The 24,363-nt window shown below is 71.8% G+C and carries 23 protein-coding genes and 1 pseudogene; 13 read left to right on the forward strand and 11 right to left on the reverse strand.

Annotated features, from left to right (window positions below):
- Positions 1–80 precede the first annotated feature (80 nt).
- Positions 81–1,925 (forward strand): chloride channel protein, encoded by a 1,845-nt coding sequence (locus AC0IWM_RS14940; protein ID WP_471756237.1) that lies wholly within the window; start codon positions 81–83, stop codon positions 1,923–1,925.
- Between the two features lie 6 nt (positions 1,926–1,931).
- Here the strand turns inward: AC0IWM_RS14940 and AC0IWM_RS14945 are convergent, their stop codons facing one another.
- From AC0IWM_RS14945 to AC0IWM_RS14955, 3 genes are all read right to left on the reverse strand, one after another.
- Positions 1,932–2,135, reverse strand: a complete 204-nt coding sequence (locus AC0IWM_RS14945; protein WP_471756239.1) for a hypothetical protein — start codon at positions 2,133–2,135, stop codon at positions 1,932–1,934.
- A gap of 66 nt (positions 2,136–2,201) precedes the next feature.
- On the reverse strand, positions 2,202–2,981 hold the full coding sequence (locus AC0IWM_RS14950) for a YfdX family protein (protein ID WP_471756241.1): 780 nt from the start codon (positions 2,979–2,981) through the stop codon (positions 2,202–2,204).
- 277 nt (positions 2,982–3,258) lie between these two features.
- The gene (locus AC0IWM_RS14955) at positions 3,259–4,617 is read right to left on the reverse strand and encodes an MFS family transporter (RefSeq protein WP_471756243.1); all 1,359 of its coding nucleotides are present in this window, start codon (positions 4,615–4,617) and stop codon (positions 3,259–3,261) included.
- A gap of 296 nt (positions 4,618–4,913) precedes the next feature.
- Between AC0IWM_RS14955 and AC0IWM_RS14960 the strand changes: the two genes are divergently transcribed.
- The gene (locus AC0IWM_RS14960) at positions 4,914–5,807 is read left to right on the forward strand and encodes a DUF1236 domain-containing protein (protein WP_471756245.1); all 894 of its coding nucleotides are present in this window, start codon (positions 4,914–4,916) and stop codon (positions 5,805–5,807) included.
- A gap of 58 nt (positions 5,808–5,865) precedes the next feature.
- On the opposite strand, the gene hrcA is transcribed toward AC0IWM_RS14960, so the two are convergent.
- A complete protein-coding gene (hrcA, locus tag AC0IWM_RS14965) occupies positions 5,866–6,921 on the reverse strand; it encodes a heat-inducible transcriptional repressor HrcA (RefSeq protein ID WP_200930057.1) in 1,056 nt (351 codons plus the stop codon).
- Between the two features lie 278 nt (positions 6,922–7,199).
- Between hrcA and AC0IWM_RS14970 the strand changes: the two genes are divergently transcribed.
- The 4 genes from AC0IWM_RS14970 to hemW all read left to right on the forward strand — a co-directional run bounded on the left by AC0IWM_RS14970 (position 7,200) and on the right by hemW (position 10,275).
- Positions 7,200–7,508, forward strand: a complete 309-nt coding sequence (locus AC0IWM_RS14970) for a hypothetical protein (RefSeq protein ID WP_471756247.1) — start codon at positions 7,200–7,202, stop codon at positions 7,506–7,508.
- A 181-nt stretch (positions 7,509–7,689) separates the two neighbouring features.
- Entirely contained in the window at positions 7,690–8,418 is a 729-nt protein-coding gene (gene rph / locus AC0IWM_RS14975) for a ribonuclease PH (protein ID WP_471756249.1), read from the forward strand.
- Positions 8,415–9,047: an RdgB/HAM1 family non-canonical purine NTP pyrophosphatase gene (gene rdgB, locus AC0IWM_RS14980; protein WP_471756251.1), complete on the forward strand. Its 633-nt coding sequence runs from the start codon at positions 8,415–8,417 to the stop codon at positions 9,045–9,047. Before rph ends, rdgB begins: the two co-directional genes overlap by 4 nt.
- Positions 9,048–9,096: 49 nt before the next feature.
- Complete coding sequence (gene hemW, locus AC0IWM_RS14985; protein ID WP_471756253.1) at positions 9,097–10,275, forward strand: radical SAM family heme chaperone HemW; 1,179 nt, start codon at positions 9,097–9,099, stop codon at positions 10,273–10,275.
- Here the strand turns inward: hemW and AC0IWM_RS14990 are convergent, their stop codons facing one another.
- Complete coding sequence (locus tag AC0IWM_RS14990) at positions 10,276–11,490, reverse strand: penicillin-binding protein activator (RefSeq protein WP_471756255.1); 1,215 nt, start codon at positions 11,488–11,490, stop codon at positions 10,276–10,278. It abuts the gene before it with no gap.
- A gap of 120 nt (positions 11,491–11,610) precedes the next feature.
- On the opposite strand from AC0IWM_RS14990, the gene rsmI reads away from it, so the two are divergent.
- Both rsmI and AC0IWM_RS15000 read left to right on the forward strand, forming a co-directional pair.
- A complete protein-coding gene (rsmI, locus tag AC0IWM_RS14995) occupies positions 11,611–12,579 on the forward strand; it encodes a 16S rRNA (cytidine(1402)-2'-O)-methyltransferase (RefSeq protein ID WP_471756257.1) in 969 nt (322 codons plus the stop codon).
- A complete protein-coding gene (locus AC0IWM_RS15000) occupies positions 12,569–12,949 on the forward strand; it encodes a YraN family protein (protein ID WP_471756259.1) in 381 nt (126 codons plus the stop codon). The genes rsmI and AC0IWM_RS15000 overlap by 11 nt, the downstream gene beginning before the upstream one ends.
- A 2-nt stretch (positions 12,950–12,951) precedes the next feature.
- Here AC0IWM_RS15000 and AC0IWM_RS15005 read toward each other — a convergent pair whose 3' ends face one another.
- The gene (locus tag AC0IWM_RS15005; protein WP_055951890.1) at positions 12,952–13,341 is read right to left on the reverse strand and encodes a response regulator; all 390 of its coding nucleotides are present in this window, start codon (positions 13,339–13,341) and stop codon (positions 12,952–12,954) included.
- Between the two features lie 324 nt (positions 13,342–13,665).
- Here AC0IWM_RS15005 and AC0IWM_RS15010 point away from each other — a divergent pair, with 324 nt between their 5' ends.
- Genes AC0IWM_RS15010 through AC0IWM_RS15020 form a run of 3 tightly spaced genes read left to right on the forward strand, consistent with a single transcriptional unit; the run spans position 13,666 to position 16,528 of the window.
- Positions 13,666–14,583, forward strand: a complete 918-nt coding sequence (locus AC0IWM_RS15010; RefSeq protein ID WP_471756261.1) for a glycine betaine ABC transporter substrate-binding protein — start codon at positions 13,666–13,668, stop codon at positions 14,581–14,583.
- Entirely contained in the window at positions 14,583–15,761 is a 1,179-nt protein-coding gene (locus AC0IWM_RS15015) for an ABC transporter permease subunit (protein ID WP_471756263.1), read from the forward strand. Before AC0IWM_RS15010 ends, AC0IWM_RS15015 begins: the two co-directional genes overlap by 1 nt.
- Positions 15,762–15,805: 44 nt before the next feature.
- Complete coding sequence (locus tag AC0IWM_RS15020; RefSeq protein WP_471756265.1) at positions 15,806–16,528, forward strand: ABC transporter permease; 723 nt, start codon at positions 15,806–15,808, stop codon at positions 16,526–16,528.
- Here the strand turns inward: AC0IWM_RS15020 and AC0IWM_RS15025 are convergent.
- Positions 16,515–17,828: a L,D-transpeptidase gene (locus AC0IWM_RS15025; protein ID WP_471756267.1), complete on the reverse strand. Its 1,314-nt coding sequence runs from the start codon at positions 17,826–17,828 to the stop codon at positions 16,515–16,517. The two genes, AC0IWM_RS15020 and AC0IWM_RS15025, sit on opposite strands and share 14 nt — an antisense overlap.
- 70 nt (positions 17,829–17,898) lie before the next feature.
- Positions 17,899–18,846: an extensin-like domain-containing protein gene (locus AC0IWM_RS15030; protein WP_471756269.1), complete on the reverse strand. Its 948-nt coding sequence runs from the start codon at positions 18,844–18,846 to the stop codon at positions 17,899–17,901.
- Between the two features lie 202 nt (positions 18,847–19,048).
- On the opposite strand from AC0IWM_RS15030, the gene AC0IWM_RS15035 reads away from it, so the two are divergent.
- Together AC0IWM_RS15035 and AC0IWM_RS15040 are read left to right on the forward strand one after the other, a co-directional pair.
- Positions 19,049–21,151, forward strand: a complete 2,103-nt coding sequence (locus AC0IWM_RS15035) for a M3 family metallopeptidase (RefSeq protein WP_471756271.1) — start codon at positions 19,049–19,051, stop codon at positions 21,149–21,151.
- A gap of 70 nt (positions 21,152–21,221) precedes the next feature.
- Complete coding sequence (locus AC0IWM_RS15040; RefSeq protein WP_471756273.1) at positions 21,222–22,037, forward strand: hypothetical protein; 816 nt, start codon at positions 21,222–21,224, stop codon at positions 22,035–22,037.
- 46 nt (positions 22,038–22,083) lie between these two features.
- Here AC0IWM_RS15040 and AC0IWM_RS15045 read toward each other — a convergent pair whose 3' ends face one another.
- The 3 genes and pseudogenes from AC0IWM_RS15045 to AC0IWM_RS15055 form a co-directional block, all read right to left on the reverse strand.
- Positions 22,084–22,299: a hypothetical protein gene (locus AC0IWM_RS15045; protein ID WP_056474321.1), complete on the reverse strand. Its 216-nt coding sequence runs from the start codon at positions 22,297–22,299 to the stop codon at positions 22,084–22,086.
- Positions 22,300–22,467: 168 nt separating this feature from the next.
- A pseudogene (locus AC0IWM_RS15050) lies at positions 22,468–23,457 on the reverse strand (SMP-30/gluconolactonase/LRE family protein).
- A complete protein-coding gene (locus tag AC0IWM_RS15055) occupies positions 23,426–24,325 on the reverse strand; it encodes an NAD(P)/FAD-dependent oxidoreductase (RefSeq protein ID WP_471756275.1) in 900 nt (299 codons plus the stop codon). The pseudogene AC0IWM_RS15050 and the gene AC0IWM_RS15055 overlap by 32 nt, the downstream one beginning before the upstream one ends.
- Between the last annotated feature and the right edge of the window lie 38 nt (positions 24,326–24,363).

Here is a 24,363-nt window from a genome sequence, read left to right on the forward strand (position 1 = left end):
GAGCGGGCGGGCAGGCTAAGCAGGGCGCGGGTCCGTCTCCCGCGCGCTCTCCTCCCAGCGCCCGCCCCCGACACCGGTCGATGCCACCGCCACCCGTCTCCTCCCGCCCGCCGCTCGCCCAACAGGTCCTCGTGCAGGCGCCCGGACAGCTTCGTGCCCTGGTGCGCGGCAGCGAGATCGGCCTGATCGTGCTGGCCGCCCTGATCGGGTGCTGCGGCGGCGTCGCGGTCGCGGCCATGAACCTCGCGACCCAGAGCATGCGCGAACTGCTCTACGGCCTGCCGCCCGGCCTGCGCCTCAGCGCGGCCACAGGCCTGCCGCCCCTGGTGATGCTGCTGGCGCCGGCCTTCGGGGGCGTATTGCTGGCGCTGTTCACGCTGGCCCTGCGCTGGCGCGGCCGCCCCCGCCGCGCCGTCGTCGACCCGATCGAAGCGAACGCCCTGCATGGCGGCCGGATGTCGATCCGCGATTCCACCGTGGTGGTGATCCAGAACACCATCTCCAACGGCAGCGGCGTCTCCGTGGGGATGGAAGCGGCCTACACCCAGTTCTGCGCCGGCCTCGCCTCCCGCCTCGGCCTGTCGTTCGAGCTGCGCCGGGCCGACCAGCGCACCCTCGTCGGCTGCGGGGCGGCGGCCGCCATCGCGGCGGCCTTCGGCGCGCCACTGACGGGCGCGTTCTACGCCTTCGAGCTGATCATCGGCACCTACTCGATCGCCACCCTGACCCCGGTCGTGGTCGCCGCCCTCTGCGGCAGCGTCGTCGCCCGCGCCCTGGTGGCGCAGACCTCCCTCGTCGCCGTCGAGCGCGCCGACGCCATCACCACGACGGTGCTCACCACCCTCGACACCGTGCCGAGCCTCGTCCTCGGGCTCGTCTGCGCCGGCCTCGGCATCCTGATCATGCGGGGCGTGACCCTGGTGGAGGCGGCCTTCCGCGCCACCCGCCTGCCGACCCTGTGCGTCCCGATCCTCGGCGGGTTCTGCGTCGGCGGCCTGGCGCTCCTCGCCTCGCCGCAGGTGCTCTCGGGCGGCCACGGGGCGCTGCACCTGCACCTCGACGCCCACGGCACCACCTCGAGCCTGTCCGCCCTGATCCTGCTCTTCGTCGCCAAGGCGACCGCCTCGGCGATCTCGATCGGGTCGGGCTTTCGCGGCGGCCTGTTCTTCGCCTCGCTGTTCCTGGGGGCGATCGCGGGCGAGATCTTCGCCGCCGGGATGCCGCTGATCCTGCCCGGCCTCGCGGCCTTCGGGCTGACCCCGCTCGCCTACGCGGTGATCGGGATGAGCGCCCTGGCGGTGGCGGTGATCGGCGGGCCGCTGACCATGACGTTCCTCGCCCTCGAACTCACCGGGAGCTTCCCGATCACCGGCCTCGTGCTCGTGGCGGTGATCGCCTCGTCCCTGACGGTGCGCAAGACCTTCGGCTACTCCTTCGCCACCTGGCGCTTCCACCTGCGCGGCGAGAGCATCCGCAGCGCCCACGACGTCGGCTGGATCCGGACCCTCACCGTCGGGAAGCTGATGCGCCGCGAGGTCCCGACGGCCAGCCTCGATCAGACCCTGGCGAACTTCCTGCGCAAGCACCCGCTCGGCTCGCCCTCGCGGGTGGTGATGGTGGACGGCGACGGGCGCTATGCCGGCATCATCCTGGTGCCGGAGGCCCACGCGGCCCTGCGGGAGGCGGCGGACGGCTCGCCCGACCTCGCCGGGCTGCTGCGGCACGCGGACGACGTCCTCACCGCCGACATGAACGCCAAGGTCGCCACGGCGATCTTCGACCGCACCGAGAGCGAGGCCCTGGCGGTGGTGGAGGACCTCAAGACCCGCAAGGTCATCGGCCTCCTCACCGAGAGCCACACCCTGAAGCGCTACAGCGAGGAGCTGGACCGGCAGCGCCGGGCGGTGCTGGGCGAGACCGGCTGACGGCGCTCAGGTCGTCCGGCCGGTGACGCGGCGCCAGCCGACATAGCCGCAGGCGAGCAGGCTCGCCCCGCCCATCATGACGAGGCTCCAGCCCCAGTCGCTCGGCAATTGCCCGTCCACCGGATGCAGGACGAGCCCCGAGGCGAGCACGAGCCCGAAGCCGGTGACGATGGCGGAGACCAGAAGCCCGAAACGGATCCCGATTCCCATGGGAAGACTGCCTTGTCGATCGAAACGGGCCGGCCACCCTCGCGAGGCGGCCGGCGGGTCGGAGCTTCACTTCTGCGGCGCGCTCGAGGCCGTCGCGGCGGCCGGGGTCGCGGTCTTCTGCGGGGTGCCGAGCACGTCGACCACGTCGAAGCGGACGCCGTCCTCCACCTTCTTCAGGAGGGCGTTGCCCTCGTAGTACTGGCCCTGGCCGATCAGCTTGGCGGCCTGGTCGACCTCGGTCGTGGTCTGGTTCAGGGGCACGACGGCGAGGACGAAGTTCACGTCGACGCCGGCGAGCTTCAGCCCATCCATGGCCGCTTTGCGGTCACCCTTTTCCAGGCTCTTGTTGGCGGTCGCCACCGCGGCGGCCTTGGTCGGCGTCGCCACGAAATCCTCGCCGAGGGTCAGCTGCCCGTCGACCGGGAGCCAGGCGGTGGGCTGGGTGGACGCCTTGGCCGGATCCGCCGGCTTGGTCGTGTCGGCCTTCCTGGTCGTGTCGGCCGGCTGGGCCGGAGCGGTCGGCTTGGCCGGGCCGCGCAGGTCCGCCTCGGCCTTGGTGTAGACCGCCTCGTCGGTCTTGGCCTTGGCCAAAGCGGCCTGGGCCTTTCCGATCAGGTCCTTGGCCAGGGTCGGATCGGCGTCGAAGATGGCGATCCGGGCGAGATGCAGGTCGCGGAAGGCCTGGGCGCCATCCTTCGACAGCTTGCCCACGTCCGTGTCGGCCGCCTGCTGCGCGGCGCCGACCGGCGCGGCGACCGGGGCCTTCACGGCGTCGTTGGCGAGGGCGACTCCGCCGAGGAGGGAGGTGGCGGCGAGGAAAGCGGCGACTGTTCTGGTCTTTGTCATGGCAATACCTCCGAAGATGAGCGGCGCCAAGCATCTCAGGCCAACTTGACCTGTCCGCGCCGAAGCTCTCTTCTGATCTCGACTGTGATCCCGCCCGTTTTCGAAGTCACCTTAAAGAATCGTCAGGTTCGGTTCATGCGATCCGGCTTGACAGGGGCCGGGATCGGGAGGCCGCCCTCGCGCGAACGGGCGGCCGGCGGCGCCCGGAAACCGGGCATGAAAAAAGCACGCGGTGCGCCGGCACCGCGTGCTCCCGGGGTTCGAAAAGATCGGCGTCTCAGGCGGCCGAGAGCCGGGTCTTGCGCATCAGGGCCTCCTCGACGGTGCCGTCGCCGTCGAGGTAGCCGTGCCGCTTCGGGTTCGGCATGATCAGCGAGCCGATGAAGGCGATGCCGAGCATGACCGTCACGTACCAGAAGAACGTGCTCTCGGAGCCGACCTGCTTCAGGTAGAGCGCGACCATCTCGGCGGTGCCGCCGAACAGCGAGTTGGCAATGGCGTAGGAGAGGCCGACGCCGAGCGCCCGCACCTGCGTCGGGAACAGCTCGGCTTTCACGATGCCGCTGATGCCGGTGTAGAAGCTGATCACGATCAGCCCGATCATGATCAGGGCGAAGGACAGGACCGGGTTCTGGGTGGACCCGATCGCCGTCATCAACGGCACCACCATGAGGGTGCCGAGGCCGCTGTAGAGCAGCATGTTGGCCTTGCGGCCGATCCGGTCGGAGAGCCAGCCGAAGAACGGCTGGATGATCATGTAGACGAACAGCGCGGCCGTGGAGATCTGCGAGGCCGTGACCTTGTCGATATGCGCCGTGTTGAAGAGGTATTTCGGCATGTAGGTGGTGAAGGTGTAGAAGCTCAGCGAGCCGCCGGCGGTGTAGGCCAGCACCACGCAGAACGCGCGCCAGTGCTTGAACAGGGCCGAGAAGGTGCCGGAATCCTTCTTTGCCATGTCCTCCTTGGTCGCCGTCTCGTCGAGGGACGAGCGCAGGTAGAGGGCGACCACCGCCGCGATGGCACCGATCACGAACGGGATGCGCCAGCCCCAGGCGGTCAGTTCCTGGGCGGTGAGGAAGCTCTGGAGGACGATCAGCACCAGCGAGGCGAGGAGCTGGCCGCCGATCAGGGTGACGTACTGGAACGAGGCGAAGAAACCGCGCCGGCCCTTCACGGCGATCTCGCTCATGTAGGTGGCGCTGGTGCCGTACTCGCCGCCCACCGACAGGCCCTGGATCATCCGGGCGAGCAGCAGCAGGGCCGGCGCGAGCTGGCCGACCGTGGCGTAGGTCGGCAGCACCGCGATCATCAGCGACCCGGCGCACATCATCAGCACCGAGATCAGCATCGACGTCTTGCGGCCGAGGCGGTCGGCGATGCGGCCGAACAGCCAGCCGCCGATCGGGCGCATGAAGAAGCCCACCGCGAACACCGCGGCCGATTGCAGGAGCTGACTGGTGCTGTCGCCGGCCGGGAAGAACACCGGCGCGAAGTAGAGCGCGAAGAACGCGTAGCAGTAGAAGTCGAACCACTCGACGAGGTTGCCCGACGAGGAGGCGACGATCGCCTTGATCCGACGTCGGTTGTCGGCGGCTTCTTCCGCCTTCGTTGTGATGGTGCCGGCCCCACCTGTCATCCGTTCCGTCCCTGTGCTCTGTGCAACGCCGTTCCGCGGCTCGCTTTGGCGGGACGTTACCGCCTGAGCCGAATTTCACAAGGGCGATCAGCAGGTTGCAGGAGACAGACAAGCTCATCATGAAACCAGGCTGTGGAAGACGCGAGCTTGAGCTTGGCTGGACTGATCCGACAGGTTCGACATCTGGGTCGCAAAGATCAGCGCAAGAAAACCGGGAACGGTTTGTCGAAGATGCCCGTTGCGGGGGGCATCGACGTCGAGCGGCGTCTGGCGGCAATGAGAGTGGAATCGATCCCATGAGCAAGCTCTTTCGGAGCACGGTGACGGCGGCAGCCCTGGTGATTGGTGCAGCGAGCGCATTCGCGCAGGGCGGACCCGGCGGTGCCGGCGGCGGAGCGGGCGGCGGCGGTGGCGCTGGCGCCGGCGGGGCCGGGATGGGTGCCGGCGGCGCCGGGGCAGGCGGCGGAGCCGGTGGAGGCGCTGGCGGTGGAGCCGGTGGCGGCGGGATGCGCGGCGGTGCGGGTGGCGGCGCAGGCGGGGCCGGGATGCGCGGAGGTGAGGCCGGCGGTGCCGGTGCGGCCGGTGGCGCACAGCGCGGCGAGGCCGGCGGAGCCGGTGCCCGTGGCGCCGAGGGCGGCGCGGGTCGCCAGGACGGCCGTTCGGGTCCGGCGGCCGGCGAACGCGGTGGCCGCGAGGACGGCGGAGCCGCGGCGCGGGGTGATCGTGACGGCAAGGCCGACCGGGATGGCAAGGCCGATCGGGATGGCAGAGCGGACCGCGATGGCAAGGCCGATCGGGATGGCAAGGCCGATCGGGATGGCAAGGGCGTTCGCGGCGACCGGGACGACCGCGGGGGCCGCGACGGCCGGGCGGATCGCGAGGGCCGAGGCGGTCGTGGCGACCGCGGCGATCGCGGTGCGGTCCGGGGTGCCTATGGCCGCCTGGGTGCGCCGCAGCGGACGGAATTCCGCCAGAGCGTGTTCCGCCGCGGCATTCCGCGCCTCGCCGCCGGCGCCTTCGCGCTCACCGTCGGCACGGCCATCGCCCGCAGCTACACCCTCTACGACCTGCCGCCGGACATCGTCCGGATCGCGCCGGAATACGAGGATTACCGCTACGTGCTGGTGGACGACGACATCGTCATCGTCGATCCCGATACATACGAGATCGTCGACGTGATCCGCGGCTGATCCGAGCGATCAGGATTCGGGGGGGCGGGGCTTCGGCTCCGCCCCTTCGCGTGTCCGCTCAGCGCTTGCGGTCGAGGAGCCCGGAGACCACCCGGGCGGTGTAGTCGACCATCGGCACGATGCGCGCGTAGTTCAGGCGCGTCGGGCCGATGACGCCCACCACGCCGACGATCTTCTGCGAGCCGTCTCGGAAGGGCGCCGCGATCATCGACGAGCCGGAGAGCGAGAACAGCTTGTTCTCCGAGCCGATGAAGATCCGCACGCCCTCGCCGCCCTCGGCCCGGGACAGGAGCTCGATCACGTCCTTCTGGGTCTCGAGGTCGTTGAACAGCAGGCGGATGCGCTCGAGATCCTCCGCCGCGCGCAGGTCGTCGAGGAGGTTGGCCTGTCCGCGCACGATGAGCTGGCGGGCATCCGAGGGGCCGACGCTCACCGCGAGGCCGGCATCGACCAGGCGCTCGGTGATGACGTCGAGCTCGCGCTTCATCGCCTGCCGGCCCGATTCGATCTCGGCCCGCAACGTTCCGAGGGTCCGGCCCTGCAGGCGGGCGTTCAGGTAGTTCGAGGCCTCCTGGAGCGCGCTGGCCGGCAGGCCCGGCGGCAGGTCGAGGAGGCGGTTCTCCACCGAGCCGTCGTCGGAGACGAGCACGACCAGGGCCCGCGTCGGATCCAGGCGCACGAACTCGATGTGCTTGAGATGGACGTTGGTCTTGGTGGTCAGGACCACGCCGGCGCCGCGCGAGATGCCCGAGAGCAGCATCGAGGCCTCGGCGAGGGCGGAATCGAAGGTGTGGCCCGAGGCGGCCGCGCGCATCTGCGCCTCGATCCGCTCCTGCTCCTCGCGGCCGACATCGCCGAGCTCGAGCATGGCGTCGACGAAGAAGCGCAGGCCCTGCTCCGTGGGCAGGCGGCCGGCGGAGGCGTGCGGCGCGAAGATGAGCCCGGAATGCTCCAGGTCCGCCATGACGTTGCGGATCGAGGCCGGCGACAGCGCCATCGGCAGGATGCGGGCGAGGTTGCGCGAGCCGACGGGCTCACCGGTCGTGAGGTAGCTCTCGACGATCTGCCGGAAGATCTCGCGCGAGCGCTCGTTCAGCGCACTGAGCACCTGCATCTGCTGCGATGTCGAGAAGGGGCGGGCGGGCTCTGTCACGATCCATTCCTGAGGCGGAGAGTGTGACGATCTCCAGTGCTTTACACAATGCTTCCCGCGGTCGCCCCCCGGGGGAGATCACGCGGCGCCGAAGAAACAGCTTGGCCATGTGAGGCGTTCCGCGGGGTTCGTGCGTTGCTCAAGCCCATCGTCGAAGGCGGGCCGCGAGGCCGGGCCGACGACGACGGGACCCTGCCGATGTCCAGCTTGCGCGTTTCGCACAGAGGAGTGACCATCCCATGAGACCCACCGCCCGATCCGGTCTGATCAAGTCCCTTGCCATCGTCCTGGCGATGGTCGGTGCGATGCTCTTCGGGTCACCGCAGGGCGCCCAGGCCGCCCCCGCCATCGTCTCGTCCGAGGTGGCCGGCCCCGCCGCCACGATCACCGACGTGCAATACGGCGGCCACTGGCGCCACCACGGCCGCGGCTTCCGCCACCATCACCACCATGGCCGCCACTTCGGCCATCGTCACCACCGCCACTTCGGCCACCATTACGGCCGGCGCCACGGCCACCATTACGGTCATCGCCGCTACCGCTACTGATCCCAAGCGCGCGCCGCGGATTCGCGGTCCGTCCGCCGGGCCCTGCTCGCCAGGCACCACGCCTGGCGAGCAGGGGCGGCTCTTCCCGGATCGGGGCGACCCTTCCCGATAGGGGCGACTCTTGCCGGACGCCCCCCCGAACCGTAAAGCCGCTCTCCATCACATCCGGAAGGAGAGCGGCATGCGGCACTCGAAGCGTGCGACCGACGAACTGCGCAACGTCACCCTGGAGCGCGCCGTCTCCCGCCACGCCGAGGGCTCGTGCCTCGTCAGCTTCGGCGACACGAAGGTGCTCTGCACGGCCACCCTGGAGGAGCGCGGCCCCGGCTGGCTGCGCGGCTCGGGCAAGGGCTGGGTCACGGCCGAATACGCCATGCTGCCCCGGGCCACCCACGAGCGCACCCGGCGCGAGGTGAATTCCGGCAAGCCGTCCGGCCGGACCCAGGAGATCCAGCGCCTGATCGGCCGATCCCTGCGCGCGGTCACCAACCTTCCGGCCATGGGCGAGCGCCAGATCACGGTCGATTGCGACGTGATCCAGGCCGATGGCGGCACCCGCACCGCCGCGATCACCGGGGCCTGGGTCGCCCTGCACGACTGCTTCGCCTGGATGCGCGGCCGCTCGATCATCTCGGTCGACCCCCTGCGCGACCACGTGGCGGCGGTCTCCTGCGGCATCTACAAGGGCAAGCCCGTCCTCGACCTCGACTACGCCGAGGATTCCGGGGCCGAGACGGACGCCAACTTCGTCATCACGGGCACCGGCGGCCTCGTCGAGGTGCAGGGCACCGCCGAGGGCAAGCCCTTCTCGGAGGAGGAGCTGTTCGAGCTGATGCGGCTCGCCAAGGGCGGCATCCAGTCCCTCGTCGCCCTCCAGAAGCAGGCCGTGGCGTCGGGAGCCTCCGCATGAGCGGGCATCGCATCCTCACCGGCCGCGTCGTCATCGCGACCCACAATGCCGGCAAGCTCGTGGAGATGCGCGAGCTGCTGGCGCCGTTCGGGGTCGAGGCGGTCTCGGCGGGCGAGCTCGGGCTGGCCGAGCCCGACGAGACCGGCACGATGTTCGCCGAGAACGCCGCCATCAAGGCGCTCGCCGCCGCCACGGCCTCCGGCCTCCCGGCCTTCGCCGACGATTCCGGTCTCTGCGTCAACGCGCTGGACGGGGCGCCTGGGCTGTTCTCGGCGCGCTGGGCCGGTCCGTCCAAGGATTTTTCCGGCGCCATGACGCGCATCGCCTCGGAGCTCGACAAGCGCGGCGCCACCACCCGGCGGGCGCATTTCGTCTCCGCCCTGGTGATCGCCTGGCCGGACGGGCATACCGAGACCTTCGAGGGCCGGGTCTTCGGCGAGCTGGTGCCGCCGCGCGGCGCGAGCGGCTTCGGCTACGACCCGATGTTCCTGCCCGACGGCCACGACCGCACCTTCGGCGAGATCTCCTCGGAGGAGAAGCACGGGGTCGACTGGCAGACCGGCAACGCCCTATCGCACCGCGCCCGCGCCTTCGTGCTCCTGGCCCAGACCTGCCTGCGGCGTCCCTAAGACCGGCGCCGGGATTGCCAAACGGCGGCCCCGCGCGCACATCCGCGGCATGACCGAACCCACAGGCCCGGACCATCCGACCCGCGACGCGGGCTTCGGGGTCTACGTGCACTGGCCCTTCTGCGCCTCGAAGTGCCCCTATTGCGACTTCAACAGCCACGTGCGCCACGCGCCCGTGGACGAGGGGCGCTTCCTGAAGGCCTTCCGGACCGAGATCGCCCACGTGGCCGCGCGCACGCCCGGCCGGACCGTGTCCAGCGTCTTCCTCGGCGGCGGCACGCCCTCCCTGATGCAGCCCTCCACCGTCGCGGGGCTGCTCGACGCCATCGGGGGCGCCTGGGCCGTGGCACCCGGTGTCGAGATCACCCTGGAGGCCAACCCGACCAGCGTCGAGGCGACGCGCTTCCGCGGCTACCGGACCGCCGGCGTCAACCGCGTCTCCCTCGGCGTCCAGGCCATGGACGACCTCTCGCTGAAGCAGCTCGGGCGCCTGCACAGCGCGGCGGAAGCCATGGCGGCGGTGCGGGTCGCGGCGGCGCATTTCGAGCGCTACTCGTTCGACCTGATCTACGCGCGCCCGGACCAGAGCCCGGCCGCCTGGCGGGCCGAGCTCGAGGGCGCCATCGCCCGGGCGGCGGAGCACCTGTCGCTCTACCAGCTCACCATCGAACCGGGCACGCCGTTCTTCGGCCTCGCCGCCGCCGGCAAGCTGGTGCCGCCCGACGACGATTCCGCGCGCGCCCTCTACGACGTCACGCAGGAGGTCTGTGACCGGGCCGGCCTGCCGGCCTACGAGATCTCCAACCACGCCCGGCCGGGCGCGGAATCCCGCCACAACCTGCTGTACTGGCGCTACGGCGAGTATGCGGGCATCGGCCCCGGCGCCCATGGCCGCCTCCTCGGGGAGACGGGCCGGATCGGCACCGTCACCGAGCGGGCCCCGGAAGCCTGGCTCGCCCAGGTGGAGGCCCAGGGCCACGGCATCGTCGAGACCGAGGCGCTCGCGGCCTCCGACCAGGGCGACGAGTTCCTGATGATGGGCCTGCGCCTGCGCGAGGGGATCGACCCGGGGCGCTACGCCGCCCTCAAGGGGCGCGCCCTGGATTCCGCCCGGATCGACGACCTCGTCGCCGAGGGGCTGATCGCGCGCCGATCCGACGGCCGCATCGCCGCGACGCCGGCCGGCGCGCCGGTGCTCAACGCCGTGGTGGCGGCGCTCGCCGCCTGATCAGGTCCCCGAGGGGCCGAGCGTGCGGGGGGCCGGGCTGACGATCGCGGGCGCGCCGGAGCGGATCTCGTAGACCGCCAGCGCCCGGTCGCTCGGGCCGTCCGGCCGGAACCGGAAGGTCCCGTCCACGCCGGAGAAGCCCGAGGGGTTGGTCAGCGTGCTGTCGGCGAAGCGCTGCGAGCCGAACTGGCGTGACAGCGCCGCCATCAGCGACACCGCGTCATAGGCCAGGGTGGCGACCCGCGGCGGCACCGCGCCGAAGCGCGCCTGGTAGCGCTGCGAGAAGCCGTTGAAGCCGCCCGCGTCCGGCGCCGCGAACCAGCCGCCCTGGAGGGCGGGCAGCGCGAAGACGCGGGGATCGTTCCAGACGGCGGTGCCGATCGGCCGGACGCGGCCGGGGACGAACCCGGCCTTGGTCAGGGCGGGAGCGACGGTGGCGAGACCGTCCGGCGTGTCGGGGATGAAGAGCGCGTCGGCCTGGGCCGCCGGCCCGGTGATCAGCCCGCCGAGGCGCCCGATGGCCGCGGCCGGGTTGCCGACGGGATAGCGCTCGATCGCCACGAGCCGCTCGCCCTTGCGGGCCACCGCCTCGCGGAACTGGGCCTCGACGGCGTTGCCGTAACTCGAATCCGGGATCATCGCCGCGAAGGACTTGCGCCCGGACGCGACGGATTCGTCGACCACCCGGTCGACCTCGGCCTGGGGCAGGAAGCTCAGGAGGTAGGTGCCGCGCGCGGCCACCCCGGCATCGGTCGAGAAGGCGATGAGGGGCTTGCCCGCCGCGCGCACCACGCCGGCCGCCGCCTGGACGTTGGCGGCGAAGAGCGGGCCGAGGACGAGCTCGGCCCCGTCCGCCACCGCCGCCTGCGCGGCCTCGCGCGCGCCGTCCGGCGCGCCGCGATCGTCCTTCACCAGGATCTGCAGGTCGGGCTTCTGGAAATCCTCGATGGCCAGTTCGGCCGCGTTGCGCATCGCAAGGCCCACCGCCGAGCCCGGCCCGGTGAGCGGCACCACCAGGGCGACCTTCACCGATCCGGTGCCGATCCGTCCCCCCGCGGCGGGAACCGGCGCTTCCGCGGCCACGGCGTCCGGCTGGGGCGGCGGCACACGGTTCGAGAAGCGCCCGCCGCCATCGGGACCGCCGACGCAGGCTGCGAGCAGGAGCAGGGTCGAGATCCCGACGAGCCCCGATTTCAGCCTGTTCGCGCGCGTCATCGATGGCCCCCCTGTCGCCGGCTGACGACCCACGCTTGCAGTCTAGGGACCAAAAGTAAATGTGAGCCGACGCCCTCCCGTGCATTCCGCAGCGGGGGCCGATCGTGGCAAGGTCCGGCCATGACCCAGAAGATCGATCCTCGTCCCCGGCGGCGCCGCGACCCGGCCGCCACGGGCTCCGGCGCCCGCCCGCCCGCCACCTTCACGGCCTTCGGCCTCGCCGCGGAGGCCGAGGCGATCGAGCCCGGCCTGCACGTGGTGGCGACCCCGATCGGAAACCTGAAGGACGTCTCGTTCCGCGCGCTGGCGACGCTCGCCGCCGCCGATGCGGTCCTGGCCGAGGACACCCGCGTCACCCGTACGCTGCTGATGCATTACGGAATCACCACGCCACTGGTGGCCTATCACGAGCATTCTAACGCGGCGGTGCGCGAGCGGATGGTCGCCCGGATGCAGGCCGGCGAGGCCCTGGCCCTGGTCTCCGACGCGGGCACGCCCCTCGTCTCCGATCCCGGCTTCAAGCTGGTCCAGGCGGCGATCGAGGCGGGCCTCGCGGTCACGCCCATCCCCGGCCCCTCGGCGGTGATGACCGCCATCGTCGCCGCGGGCCTGCCCACCGACCGGTTCTTCTTCGAGGGATTCCTGCCGGCGAAATCGGGTGCCCGGCGCAACCGCCTGGAGGCGCTGGGGGGCATCCCCGGCACCCTGGTTCTGTTCGAATCCCCCCATCGCCTGCCCGAGATGCTGGTCGATGCCGTCGAGGTCCTCGGGGCGACCCGCCCGGCCGCCGTCGCCCGCGAACTGACCAAGCTCTACGAGACGGTCCGGCGCGGCAGCCTCGGGGATCTCGCCGCCCTCTACGTGGAGGAGGGCGCGCCCAAGGGCGAGGTGGTGGTGATCATCGGCACGCAGGACGAAGTCCCCGACGAGGCGCGGACCGATGCCGGCATCGACGCGGCCCTGACGGCGGCGCTCGCCCGACACTCGATCAAGGACGCCGCGACCCTGGTGGCGGAGGAGACCGGCCAGCCCCGCCGCGTCGTCTATGCCCGTGCCCTGGCCCTGGCCCGGCGCGACGATGAGGGATGAGGGCCGCGCCGCCGAGCGCCGGCGCAGCACCGAGTTGCGCGGCCGCACGGCCGAGACCTTGGCGCTCCTCGCCCTGATGCTGAAGGGCTATCGCCCGCTCGGGTCGCGCTTCCGCGCGGCGGGCGGCGAGATCGACCTGATCGTCCGGCGCGGGGCGACGATCGCGTTCGTGGAGGTGAAGGCGCGGGGGACGCTGGAGGCGGCGCAGGGCGCCATCGACGCCCGCAAGGTCGCGCGCTTCTCGCGCGCCGCCCGGGCCTGGATCAGCCGGCATCCGTCGACCGACGCCGCGACGTTCCGGGCGGATGCGGTCTTCGTCTCGCCGCGGGCCTGGCCCCGGCACGTGGCCGACGCCTTTCCGATCCGGTGAGGTCAGGCGCGCGCGGCGGCCACCGCGGCGATCAGCGTCCGCTTGAGGTCGGCCTGGCTGAACGGCTTCTGGACGACCGGGCGCTCCCGAAACGGCTCGCGGATGCCGGCGCCGCCATAGCCCGTCGAGAACACGATCGGAAGGTTGCGCTTCACGATGGCCTCGGCCACCGGGTAGATCGGCTCGCCGGCGACGTTGACGTCGAGGATGGCGACCTCGAAACTCTCGTTCTGTGCCATCTCGAGGGCGGTCGACAGACGCGCGGCGGGTCCGACCACGGTGCAGCCGAAATCGAGCAGCATGTCCTCGAGCAGCATCGAGATCGCAGCCTCGTCCTCGACGACAAGCACGCGAGCCCCGTTGAGAAGGTCTTCGTCCACTTGAGCACTCACGCCGGGGCTTCTTCCCTTCGATCCGTTCGGAATTCCGAAAACCCTTCCGCGGAAGGTCTTCGGATGTTCGCTCCCACCGTGTGCAAACGGCCCCGCGTCTCGCGAACGATCCAGGGTCCGGGCGAGACCGCAAGGCCCGCTGACCGGCCCGGCACAGATCGAGCCGTCGCCCGTTCCGCGGGGCGTGTCAAGCACCTGACGGTTGCCAGAGGCCGTCGGAGAGCATGCAATGTTACGGTCTGAAACATTTCCGCGTCGCCGACACCCATCGGTAGGCAGCGCCCCCTCGCACGCCAACAACCTATGTTAATCGGACGGGCTCCGGTGCGAGACCCGACCCGACGCAGGGCGCTGCTCTGGCTCGGCCTTGCCGGGGCGGCGGCCGGTCCGGCCGCGGCCGACGCGCCGCTCGTCGTGGCCTCGAAGAGCGACACCGAAGGGGCGCTCACGGGCGCGATGATCGCCCGGGTCCTGGAACGTCTCGGACTGCCGGTCCTGCGCAAGCTCGGGCTCGGGCCGACCCTGATCGTCCGCAACAGCCTGCTGTCGGGCGAGATCTCGATCTATCCCGAATACACCGGCAACGGCGCGTTCTTCACCGGGACCGAGACCGACCCGGTCTGGAAGTCGCCGCAGGGCGCCTACGAGACGATCCGGCGGAGGGATGCCGAGCGCGGCCTCGCCTGGCTGACGCGGGCGCCCGCCAACAACACCTGGCTCATCGCCGTCAACGGGGCGCTCGCCCGGCGCGAACATCTCGCGACGATGGCCGACTTCGCCGGGGCGGTCCGCCGCGGCGTGATCACGCTCGCGGCCTCCACCGAGTTCGTGGAGAGTCCGGCGGCCCTGCCGGCCTTCGAGGCGGCCTACGGCTTCGCCCTGCCTCTCGACCGCATCGTCAGCCTGCCCGGGGGCGACACCTCGGTGACCGCACGGGCCGCCGCGCAGGGCATCAGCGGCGTGAATGCCGGCATGGTCTACGGGACGGACGGGGCGCTCGCGGCCCTCGACCTCGTCGTGATGAGCGATCCCCTCGGCGCCCAGATCGTCTACGAGGTCGCCCCCGTGATCCGGCAGGCCGACCTCGCCCGCCACCCGGAGATCGCCCCTGCCCTCGCGCGGGTCTTCACGCGCCTCGATGCGGAGACCTTGCGGCGGCTCAACGCCCGCATCACCGTCGACGGCGCGGTCGCCGAGGCGGTAGCGGAGGACTTCCTGTCCACGAACGGATTGCTGCCGTGATGGCGAGCCTCCGACAGGGCAGGGCGCACCTGCCCGGCATTCGCCCGCTCCTCGCGGCGACGGCGTGGCTCGGCGCCCTGGTCCTCGCCCTGGCGCATCTGCCCCTCCTGAGCGTCGCCGAGAACCGGCTCGCCCTCGGACACCCGGTGACGGGTCTCGCGGCCCTCGGCACGACGGGCCTCGTCGTGCTGGCGCTGGCGGCCGGCGCCATCGGCCTCACCGCCGCTTCGCGGCGCAGGGCCGGCGCCGTGGCGGCCGTCCTGCTGCTGATCCTCGCCACGCTCCTGCTCGGGCAGGGGCTCGGGAGGGGCGCCGCCCTCTCCCTGGCCGGCCTTCCCCTGGCGGCCCGGGCCAGCCTCGGTTCGGGATGCTGGCTGTCGCTGGCCCTCCTCGGCGGCGCCCTCGGCCTCGCGGTCCGGCGCGCACGCCTCCTCGGCCTCGGCCTCGCCGCAGGCGTGCTCCTGAGCCTCGCCCTGGCCGCGATGGGCCGAGCGGGTGCCTTCGACGCCCTCTCGCTCGCCGTCGAGTACGCGGCCCGGCGCGGCACGGTGAACGCGGCGATCGGAGAACACGTCGCCCTCGCGGGCGCCGCGCTGGTCCTCGCCAGCCTGCTGGCGGTCGGATTGTCGCTGGCATCGCGCGGGCAGGGGCTGGTGGCCCTGGTCCTCGGCGGGCTCCAGGTCGTGCCCGCCGTCGCCCTCCTCGGCGCGATGGTCGCCGCGACGTCGGCCCTCCTGCGCGCCGTCCCGGCCCTGCGCGACCTCGGCCTCTCGGCCCTCGGTCCCGTTCCGGCCGTCGTCGCCATCGCCGCCTACCTGGCTCTGCCGCTCTGGCGCGGCCTCGCCCTGGCCCTGCGGGCGCCCGACGCCGACACGCTCCTGGCCGCCGAGGCTCTCGGCCTCTCGCGCAGGCAGATCCTGGCCCGGATCCGCCTGCCGATCGGGGCGCCGGTCCTCGTCGGCGCCGTCCGGGTCGCCGCCGTGCAGGGCCTCGGCCTCGCCACCCTCGGCGCCTTGGTCGGCGCCGGCGGCCTCGGACGCATCGTCTTCGACGGCATGGCGCAGTTCGCTCCCGACCTGATCCTCCTCGGCGCGATCCCCGTGGTGGTGCTCTCGCTCCTGGCCGAACGGGGACTCGGCCGGCTCGAGGCGGCCGCGCGGCGGCGGTGGCACGCATGAGGATCCGAGACCTGAAGAGAACCCGGGACAGGAAGCGTCTCCGGATGTCGCCCGCCCTCGGTTTCGCCCTGACGGGTCTGGCCCTGGCGGCCGCCAGCCATCCCGCCATCGCCGGCTGGATCACCGAGGCGCTGGGCGAGCCCGCCCGCCGCCCGCTGGCGGTGGGACGCCTGCTCGAGCTGGCGCGCGCGCACCTCGTCCTGGCCGGGACCGGCCTCGCCCTCGTGGCCGTCCTGGGCATCGGCCTCGGAATCCTGGTGACCCGGCGCTTCGCCGAGCCGTGGCGCCCCGCCATCGACGGCCTCGCGGCGGCGGCGCAGGCGGTCCCGCCGGTCGTCGTCGTGGCCCTGGCCCTGCCGGTGCTCGGCTTCGGCGGGCCACCGACGCTGCTCGCCCTCGTCGCCTACGGCATCATGCCGGTGCTGCGCGGGACGGCGGGCGGAATCGCCGGCGTGCCTCCCGAAGCCCGCGAGGCCGGGCGGGCGATCGGCCTGAACCGGCTCCAGATCCTGTGGCGGATCGAGTTGCCCCTCGCCGCGCCCGACATCGTCGAGACCCTGCGGACCGCGCTGGTGCTGGCCATCGCCACGGCCGCCGTCGGCGCCCTGGCTGGCGCCTCGACCCTGGGCACGCCCATCGTGGCCGGCCTACAGAACCAGAACACCGTGGCGATGCTCCAGGGCACCGCCGCCACGGCCGCCCTGGCCTTCCTCGCCGACGCCGCGCTCCTGGCGGGCGTCGGCCGGTGGCGGTCTACTCGTCCTTGAACACCACCTGCGTGCCGCGGCTGACGCGGTTGGCGAGATCGCGCGCGTCCCAGTTCGTCAACCGGATGCAGCCGTGGGATTCGGTCTTGCCGACCTTCTCCGGCTCCGGCGTGCCGTGGATGCCGTAGGACGGGATCGACAGGTCGATCCAGACCACGCCGACCGGGTTGTTCGGCCCCGGCGGGATCGTGAACTTGGTCTTCGCCTTGACCCCGGCGAACTGGTATTTCGGGTTGTAGGTGTAGGTCGGCGCGTAGGCGACGCCCTCGACCTTCGCCTCGCCGGACGGCGCCGGCTTCTCATCGCTGCCGATCGAGGCGGGGTAGAACGCCACCAGCTTCCCGTCCTTGTCGAAGGCCCGCACGTTGCGGCTCTCCTTGTCGACCTCGATGCGGGTCACGTCCTTGGTGTCGCGATCCTTGAGGTCGGGCGCCTGGGCGCCGGCATCCTTCGCCTCCGCGGCCTTGCCCTCGTCGCGCCTGGCGTCCTTGCTCGGTTCCTTCTTGCTCGGTTCCTTCTTGCTCGGTTCCTTCTTGCTCGCCTCCTTCTTGCTCGCCTCCTGGGCCTGCTTCTTGGCGGCCTTCTCCTCCGCCGTCGGCTTGCCGGTCTCCAGCGGCTTCACAGCGGCGACCAGGATCGTCGTGCCGGCCTTGCCGAAATCAGCGTCCGGATTGAGCGCGCCGAGGAGATCGGGGGACATGTGGAAGCGCTCGGCCAGCATCTCGCGCGGACTGGTGTAGCCCAGGGCGTCGAGGTCGGCCTGATCCTCCATCTTCGGCGGCATCTCGTCGACGAACGGCCCGGCCGCGTCGGCCTCCGTGATGGCGTACGCGGTCAGCACCGGATCGCGGCTGGTGGCCTGCAGCTTGTCGGCGAGGTCCGGCTTGATCTCCGTCTCGGGCTTGAGGCCGTTGGCGGTGGCGAAGGCCGCCAGGGCGCCGCGGAGGTTGTCGCCGTCGCGCCCGTCGATGGCGCCGGGCGAGAAGTGCGCCCGGTCGAGGAGGACCTGGGCCTTGATCAGGGCGGGCTCGGGCCGCTTCGCGCCGCTGCGCCTGGCCGCCTCGCCCTTGTCCGCCTTCTTCGCGTCGCTCTTCTTCGCCTCGCCATCCTTGGCATCGGGCTTCGTCGCGTCCTCGGCCGGCGCCAGCGCGGCGGATTCCACCGCCTCGCGCGTCAGGGCCGGCGCCTCGGCCTTGCCCTTCGTCTCGGCGCGCGCTCCGCCCGCCAGCGTGACCAGGGTCAGGACCGCGAGGCCGCCGATGGCCCGCCCGCCGATCCGTGTCGAAGGATACCTGATCACCGAAGAACTCCCGCGCTATCCGCCTGATGGCGCAGAAGTAAGCGCGCTGGGGCGTTCAGCGTTCCGCCCCTCACTGACACAGGCGGTGGCCGGCATTGCGCTGCCGCTCGTCGAGGTGGAGATGGTTGGCATGCGCCGCATCCGAGCCCGGGCCGAGGACCGTGCGGAAGAAATCGCAGGCCCGGCCCCGCGCCGCGGCGAGGAAGGTCGCCTCGGGCGTCCCCTCGGGCGCGGCCAGGACGGAGATCGCCGGGCGATTGGCGAAGGTGAAGCCCATCACGTCGACCCCGTTGGCGAAGCTGTGCTCGCTCAGCTTGGCGTCGGGATCGTGGTTCTGGCCCCGGCACTCGTAGGAGGTGCCGATCGTCAACCCCTTCAGCGGCTGGCCGAGGTCGCGTTCGGCGGCGACCTGCGCCTCCGTCGCCCAGCGGGCGAGGGATTCGGCCGCCGCGCAGACCAGGGTCACGGACGGCGTCAGGGCGAGGTCGTCGGCGAGCGCCGTGACCTTGAGGGGCTTGGCGGCCCCGCACTGGCCGTTCGTGATGGCCGGCAGGGGTTCGAACCGGGCGCCGAGGCGCTCCAGGCGGCGGCGGCAGCCGCTGTCGTCGGCGGGCGCGACGGTGAGCGCGAGCGCGGGGGCCGAGAGCTCGGCCGGCCGCGGCGGCGGGGCCGGCACCTCGGCGCCTTCCGACGGCTTGACCGGCTCGGGCTCGCGGGCCTTGGCGGAATCCGCGGGCGGCGAAACGGCGGGCGCCGAGATTGCGGGCGCCGAGATTGCGGGCGCGGAGAGTTCGGGCGGGCGCTCGGGCGGGCGCGGGGCCTCGGCCGGTACCGGCGCCGGCGTCGCGAGTTCGGGCGGGCGCTGGGGCGGCTCCGGCGGCGGCATCGGGATCGCGGTGGCGTCGGAGGGCACGCCCCTCTGCTCGGCCATCGCGGCGCCGGTCAGGGCGCCTCCGCCGGACAGGGCGAGGATCGCGGCCGCGGCGAGGCGCGTGGCGAGGCGGTGGCGCAGGGGCATCTCGTTCCCGATCTGGTCCGTCGAAACTGGTCCGTCTCGGCGGACGGCCTGTAACGGCCGAGACGACCGCAGGGTTCGAACGGGCGGAAGCGTGACGGATGACGCCCCGCGACGCCGCCGACCGCGCGCACGGCTTTGCGCTTCGCGCCCACGTGCTTACCTTGCGGCGCGACGCGCGACGAACCGCTCGAAGGAACCGCGAATGACCATTGGCACGCCCGACGCTTCCCAGGAGACCGCCCAGGAGACCGCCACCGCCCCGGCGCAGATCGGGCCCTTCGCGGAGCGGACCTGGTCGACGCCCCACGGGCTGCCGCCCTTCGAGCAGATCGCGCCGGCCCATTACCTCCCGGCCTTCGAGGCCGCGCTCGCCAGCCACCGGGCCGAGATCGACGCCATCGCGGCGGAGACGAGCCCGGCGCGCTTCGACGACACGGTCGCGGCCCTGGAGCGGGCCGGGCACGACCTCGACCGCGTCGCCTCGGTGTTCTTCAACCTGAGCGGCAGCCACACCAATCCCGAGCTCCAGGCCGTCGAGCGCGCCATCACGCCCCGCCTCGCCCGCCACGGCAGCGCGATCTACCTGAATGCGGCCCTCTGGGCGCGCATCTCCGCCGTCGATGCCGAGGCCGAGCGGCTCGGACCGGAGGAGCGGCGGGTGCTCGACCGCTACCGGACCCGCTTCCGCCGCTCGGGCGCCGACCTCGCGCCGGACGCCAAGGCCCGGATGGCCGAGATCGCCGCGCGCATGGCCGAGCTCGGCACCACCTTCAGCCAGAACCTCCTGGCGGACGAGAGCGCCTTCGCGCTGCCCCTGGAGAGCGAGGACGACCTTGCCGGGCTGCCGCCCTTCCTGCGCGCCGCCGCCGCCTCGGCCGCCCGCGAGCGCGGCAGCGCGCACGGCCACGTCATCACCCTGTCGCGGTCGCTGATCGAGCCGTTCCTGGTCTTCTCCACCCGCCGCGACCTGCGCGAGAAGGCCTACGAGGCCTGGACCCGCCGCGGCGAGGGCGGCGGCGCCACGGACAATCGCGGCATCATCGCCGAGATCGTCTCCCTGCGGGCCGAGCGCGCGCGCCTCCTCGGCTACGACAGCTTCGCGCATTTCAAGCTCTCGGACACGATGGCCGGTTCGCCCGACCGGGCGATGGACCTGCTGCGCAACGTCTGGACGCCGGCCCACCACCAGGCCGCCGCCGAGCGCGACCGGCTCCAGGCCCTGGTCCAGGCCGAGGGCCACAATTTCGACCTCGCCAAGCACGACTGGCGCCACTACGCGGAGAAGCTGCGCCGGGCCGAGCACGACCTCGACGAGAGCGAGATCAAGCCGTACCTGCCCCTCGACGGCGTCATCGCGGCGGCCTTCGACACGGCCGAGCGGCTGTTCGGCCTGCGCTTCACGGAACTGCCCGACGTGCCGCGCTACCATCCGGACGTGCGCGCCTGGGCCGTGCGCAACGCCGACGGCTCGGAGGTCGGTCTGTTCCTCGGCGACTATTTCGCCCGCGCCACGAAGCGCAGCGGCGCCTGGATGAGCGCCTTCCGCTCGCAGGAGCGGCTCAACGGCGACATCAAGCCGATCATCGTCAACGTGATGAACTTCGCCAAGGCTCCGGAGGGCGAGGCGACGCTGCTCTCCTTCGACGATGCCCGCACCCTGTTCCACGAATTCGGCCATGCCCTGCACGGCCTCCTGTCCGACGTGACCTACCCGCTGCTGGCGGGCACCGCGGTCGCGGGCGACTTCGTCGAATTGCCGTCGCAGCTCTACGAGCACTGGCTCGAACAGCCCGAGGTGCTGCGCAAGCACGCCCGGCACCACCGCACCGGCGAGCCGATGCCGGAGGACCTGCTGAAGCGGCTGCTCGCGGCCCGGACCTTCAACCAGGGCTTCGCCACCATCGAGTACACCTCGTCGGCCATCGTCGACATGACGCTGCACCTGTCGAGCGGCGGCGAGGACGGCCTCGACGTAACCGCCTTCGAGGCGGACGCCCTGAAGCGCATCGCCATGCCGGCGGAGATCTCGATGCGGCATCGGACGCCGCACTTCGCGCACATCTTCTCGGGCGACGGCTATGCCGCCGGCTACTACAGCTATCTCTGGTCGGAAGTCCTCGACGCCGATGCGTTCGACGCCTTCCGCGAGGCCGGCGACATCTTCCATCCCGAGACGGCGGCCCGGCTGCGCAAGTACGTGTACGGGGCCGGCAACCTGCGCGATCCGGGCGAGGCCTACACCGCCTTCCGCGGCCGCCTGCCGAGCATCGACCCGCTCCTGCGCCAGCGGGGGCTCGCGGCCTGAAAACAGGGTAACGGTTTCGTAAAGAAACAGCCTTAACCAATGCTTCCTGCCCCATCAGGAAGCATTGGTCATGACGGATAAGGTCCTCGCGGCGTCGGCGGAACCCTCGCCCGACACCCTGCTCAAGCAAGCGATCCTCGGCGCCCGCGCCTCGGCCGAGAAGGCCGCGGCGCCACCGACCGAGACCGGCACGGCCTGGGCGGGCAGGTTCCGCGTCGAGCCGCGCCTCCTCGCCATCGCTGCTGCGAGCCTCGGTCTCGGGTCGCTTCTGGGCGCGGGCGCGATGGGCCTGACGGCCCCAAGGGGAACCGAGAGCGGCGAGACCCTGACGCAGATCCGCCACCAGATAGAGATCGGCCGCACCGAATCCGAGCGCCAGGTCGAGCGCCTGGCCAAGGGGATCGCCCAGCTCCAGGACAATGCGGAGGCCGCCCGCACGGAAGCCAAGGCCCGCCACACGAACCTCGCCGAGCGGCTCGGCCGGGCCGAGCAGAGCCTCACCACGAAGCTCACCGCCACCGGCGACCGCCTCGAACAGGCCGAGAAGGACCAGACCGCACGATTGGCGGCCCTCACCACGCAGATCGAGAAGCGCGCCGCCGCTCCGGTTCCGGCCGCGGCGCCGCAGGCGGCCAAGGCCATGCCAGCGGAGCCCACCGAGACCGGCACGATCCCGGACAAGCCGAAGCCGTCACCGGCCGAGGGCTGGGCCGTGCGCGAAGTCTACGACGGCGTGGCGGTGCTGGAGGATCGCAAGCGGCGACTGGTCGAGGTCGGCCTCGGCGACACCATTCCGGGCGTCGGACGAATCGAAAACATCGAGCGGCGCGGCAAGACCTGGGTCGTGGTGACGAAGCAGGGAACGATCACGCCGCAGGCTTGGTGAGATCGAAGCAAGCCGATGCCGTGGGCCGGAGAGACGCGGCGCGAGCCTAGGAAGCCTGTGCCTCGATCTCGGTCTCGGCGCTGCGCACGGGAAACCGCGGCTCGATCGTCAGCGGATCGGCGATCATCGAGCCGCGGGCCGCACGGTTGCGGCCATGGGTCAGGGCCCGGGTCTGCGCCTCCGCGGACGGATGCAGAATCGCCGTCAAGAAGGCAAAGCCTTCGAAATCGGCATCGAGGTTCTTGGCTTCGAACACTGGCATGGCGGTCACCGGACCCGAGGTCCTGAATGGCCCCCGGAAGGGAGCCTCAAGACCCGTCATTGGCAGATAATGTGGACAACGGCAATAAGTTCCGAAAGCCGACGATTATTTACCCTTAATTTACGTATGCCCGCCGCCAAAGGTTAACGCCGTGTGGCAGCGCACCCATTACAGTGTTCGCGCGTCGCGGTAGATTCCCGTCGGCAGCCCGGCGACATCGGTCTCGACGGCGAAGAGGTGGCCGGCCATCGGGTCGATCGTGGGGTCGCGGCCACGCGTTCCGGTGGTGATGAACAGGGTCGTGAGGTCGGGCCCGCCGAAGGCGCACTTGGTGACGAGCGCGGTCGGGACCGGCAGGACGCGCTCGATCGCGCCGTCCGGATCGTAGCGAGTGATGCGCGATCTGCCGTAGTGACAGCCCCAGAGATGCCCCGCCGCGTCGACGGTCAGGCCGTCGGGCCTGCCCCAGCCCGATTCGAAGACGGCGAAGGACCGGGGTGGCCCGATCCCATCGTCATCGACGCGATGAACCCGGATCAGCCCCTCGGTGGTATCGGCGGTGTAGATGCGGCGGCCGTCGGGCGTCACCACCGGGCCGTTCGAGACCACCACCCGGCCGCCGAAGGCATCGAGGCGCTCGCCATGCCAGCGGTGGAAGATGCCGGTCGGCTCAGCCTCGGCGTCGTCCATGGCCCCGAAGTACAGGGCGCCGTCCGGTCAGACATAGCCGCTGTTGAGCCGGTTGCCCGAGCGAGGAGCGTCGGGCGTGATCAGCGGGCGTCTCCGGCCGCTCTCGAGGTGCAGCAGGGCGATGCCGGCCTCGAATCCGGCGAGCAGCGTGTCCGGATCTTCGGTGAGGAGCGCGAAGCCGAGCCTCTCGTCCTGCGGATGGTGCTGCGTCGCCCCGCTCGCCGGGTCGTAGCGCCAGATCGTCGGCTTCTCGACGTCCACCCAGATGAGCGCGCCCGACCGGGCGTCCCAGGTCGCCTCCTCGCCGAGTTCGCAGCCGCAGGGAACGGCGATGCGCGGCGTATGCGAATGGACGCTGACGGTGAATCTTATCTCGGACTCCGGGGGCAGGTGGCTCGATCGGCGAGACGGCGACGGTCCCTTCGCGCGGCTCCGGTCAGGCGACGTCCTCGCGCAGGAGCTCGGTATTGGCCGCGAAGGCCGCCATGGCGCCCTCGGCGGCGGCGACCACCGCGAACTGCACCCGACGGGAGGCGTCGCCCGCGACGAACAGGCCGGGCACGTTGGTGGTCTCGTACTCGCCTGTGGGCACGACGCCCTTGTGGGTCAGGTCGCAGCCGAGCTGTGTGATGAGGTCGGAGGGGTCGCAGGGCATCGGCATCAGGAAGACCGCGTGGCAGGGCAGGGCGCTGCCGTCCGTGAAGCGGATGCGCTGCGGCTGCCGCCCATCGCCCTCCAGGCGCCGGATCGGCGTCTCCACGATGCGGACGCCATGGCGTCCGAGGCGCTTCCGGTCGTGCTCGGAGAAGTCGGTCGGATGGGCGTCGGTGCAGAGGGTGACGTCGTCGCTCCAGACCGTCAGCTCCAGAGCCATGCCCTTGGCGGCCCGGCCATGGGCATAGACCACGAGGGGCCGGTCCCGATTCTCGTAGCCGTCGCAATAGGGACAGGAATGGACGCCGTGACCCCAATAATCCTCGAAGCCCTCCACCGAGGGCAGGGCCTGGTGCAGGCCCGTGGCGAGGATCAGCTTGCGGGTCGCCTCTCGGGTTCCGTCGGCGAGCAGGACCGAGAAGCCGTCGTCCCGGCGCTCGGCTCGCGTGATCTCGGCCTCACGCCGCTCCACGGTCGGGTACCGGGCGAGATCGGCCTCGGCCTGCGCCCGCAGCTCCAGGGGCGGGGTTCCGTCCCGCGTGAAGACGCCCCAGCTTCGCGGCGTGACCGCGTTGCGCGGATGCCCGGCATCGCAGAGCAGGACGTTGCGGCGGCAGCGGCCGAGGATGAGCGCCGCGTTGAGCCCCGCGGGGCCGCCGCCGACGATGATGACGTCGCGCATGTCGTGCCGCTCCCCGGTCCGGACTGTCCGAGGCTCAA

The sequence above is a fragment of the Methylobacterium sp. AC433 genome (genome assembly GCF_979253015.1).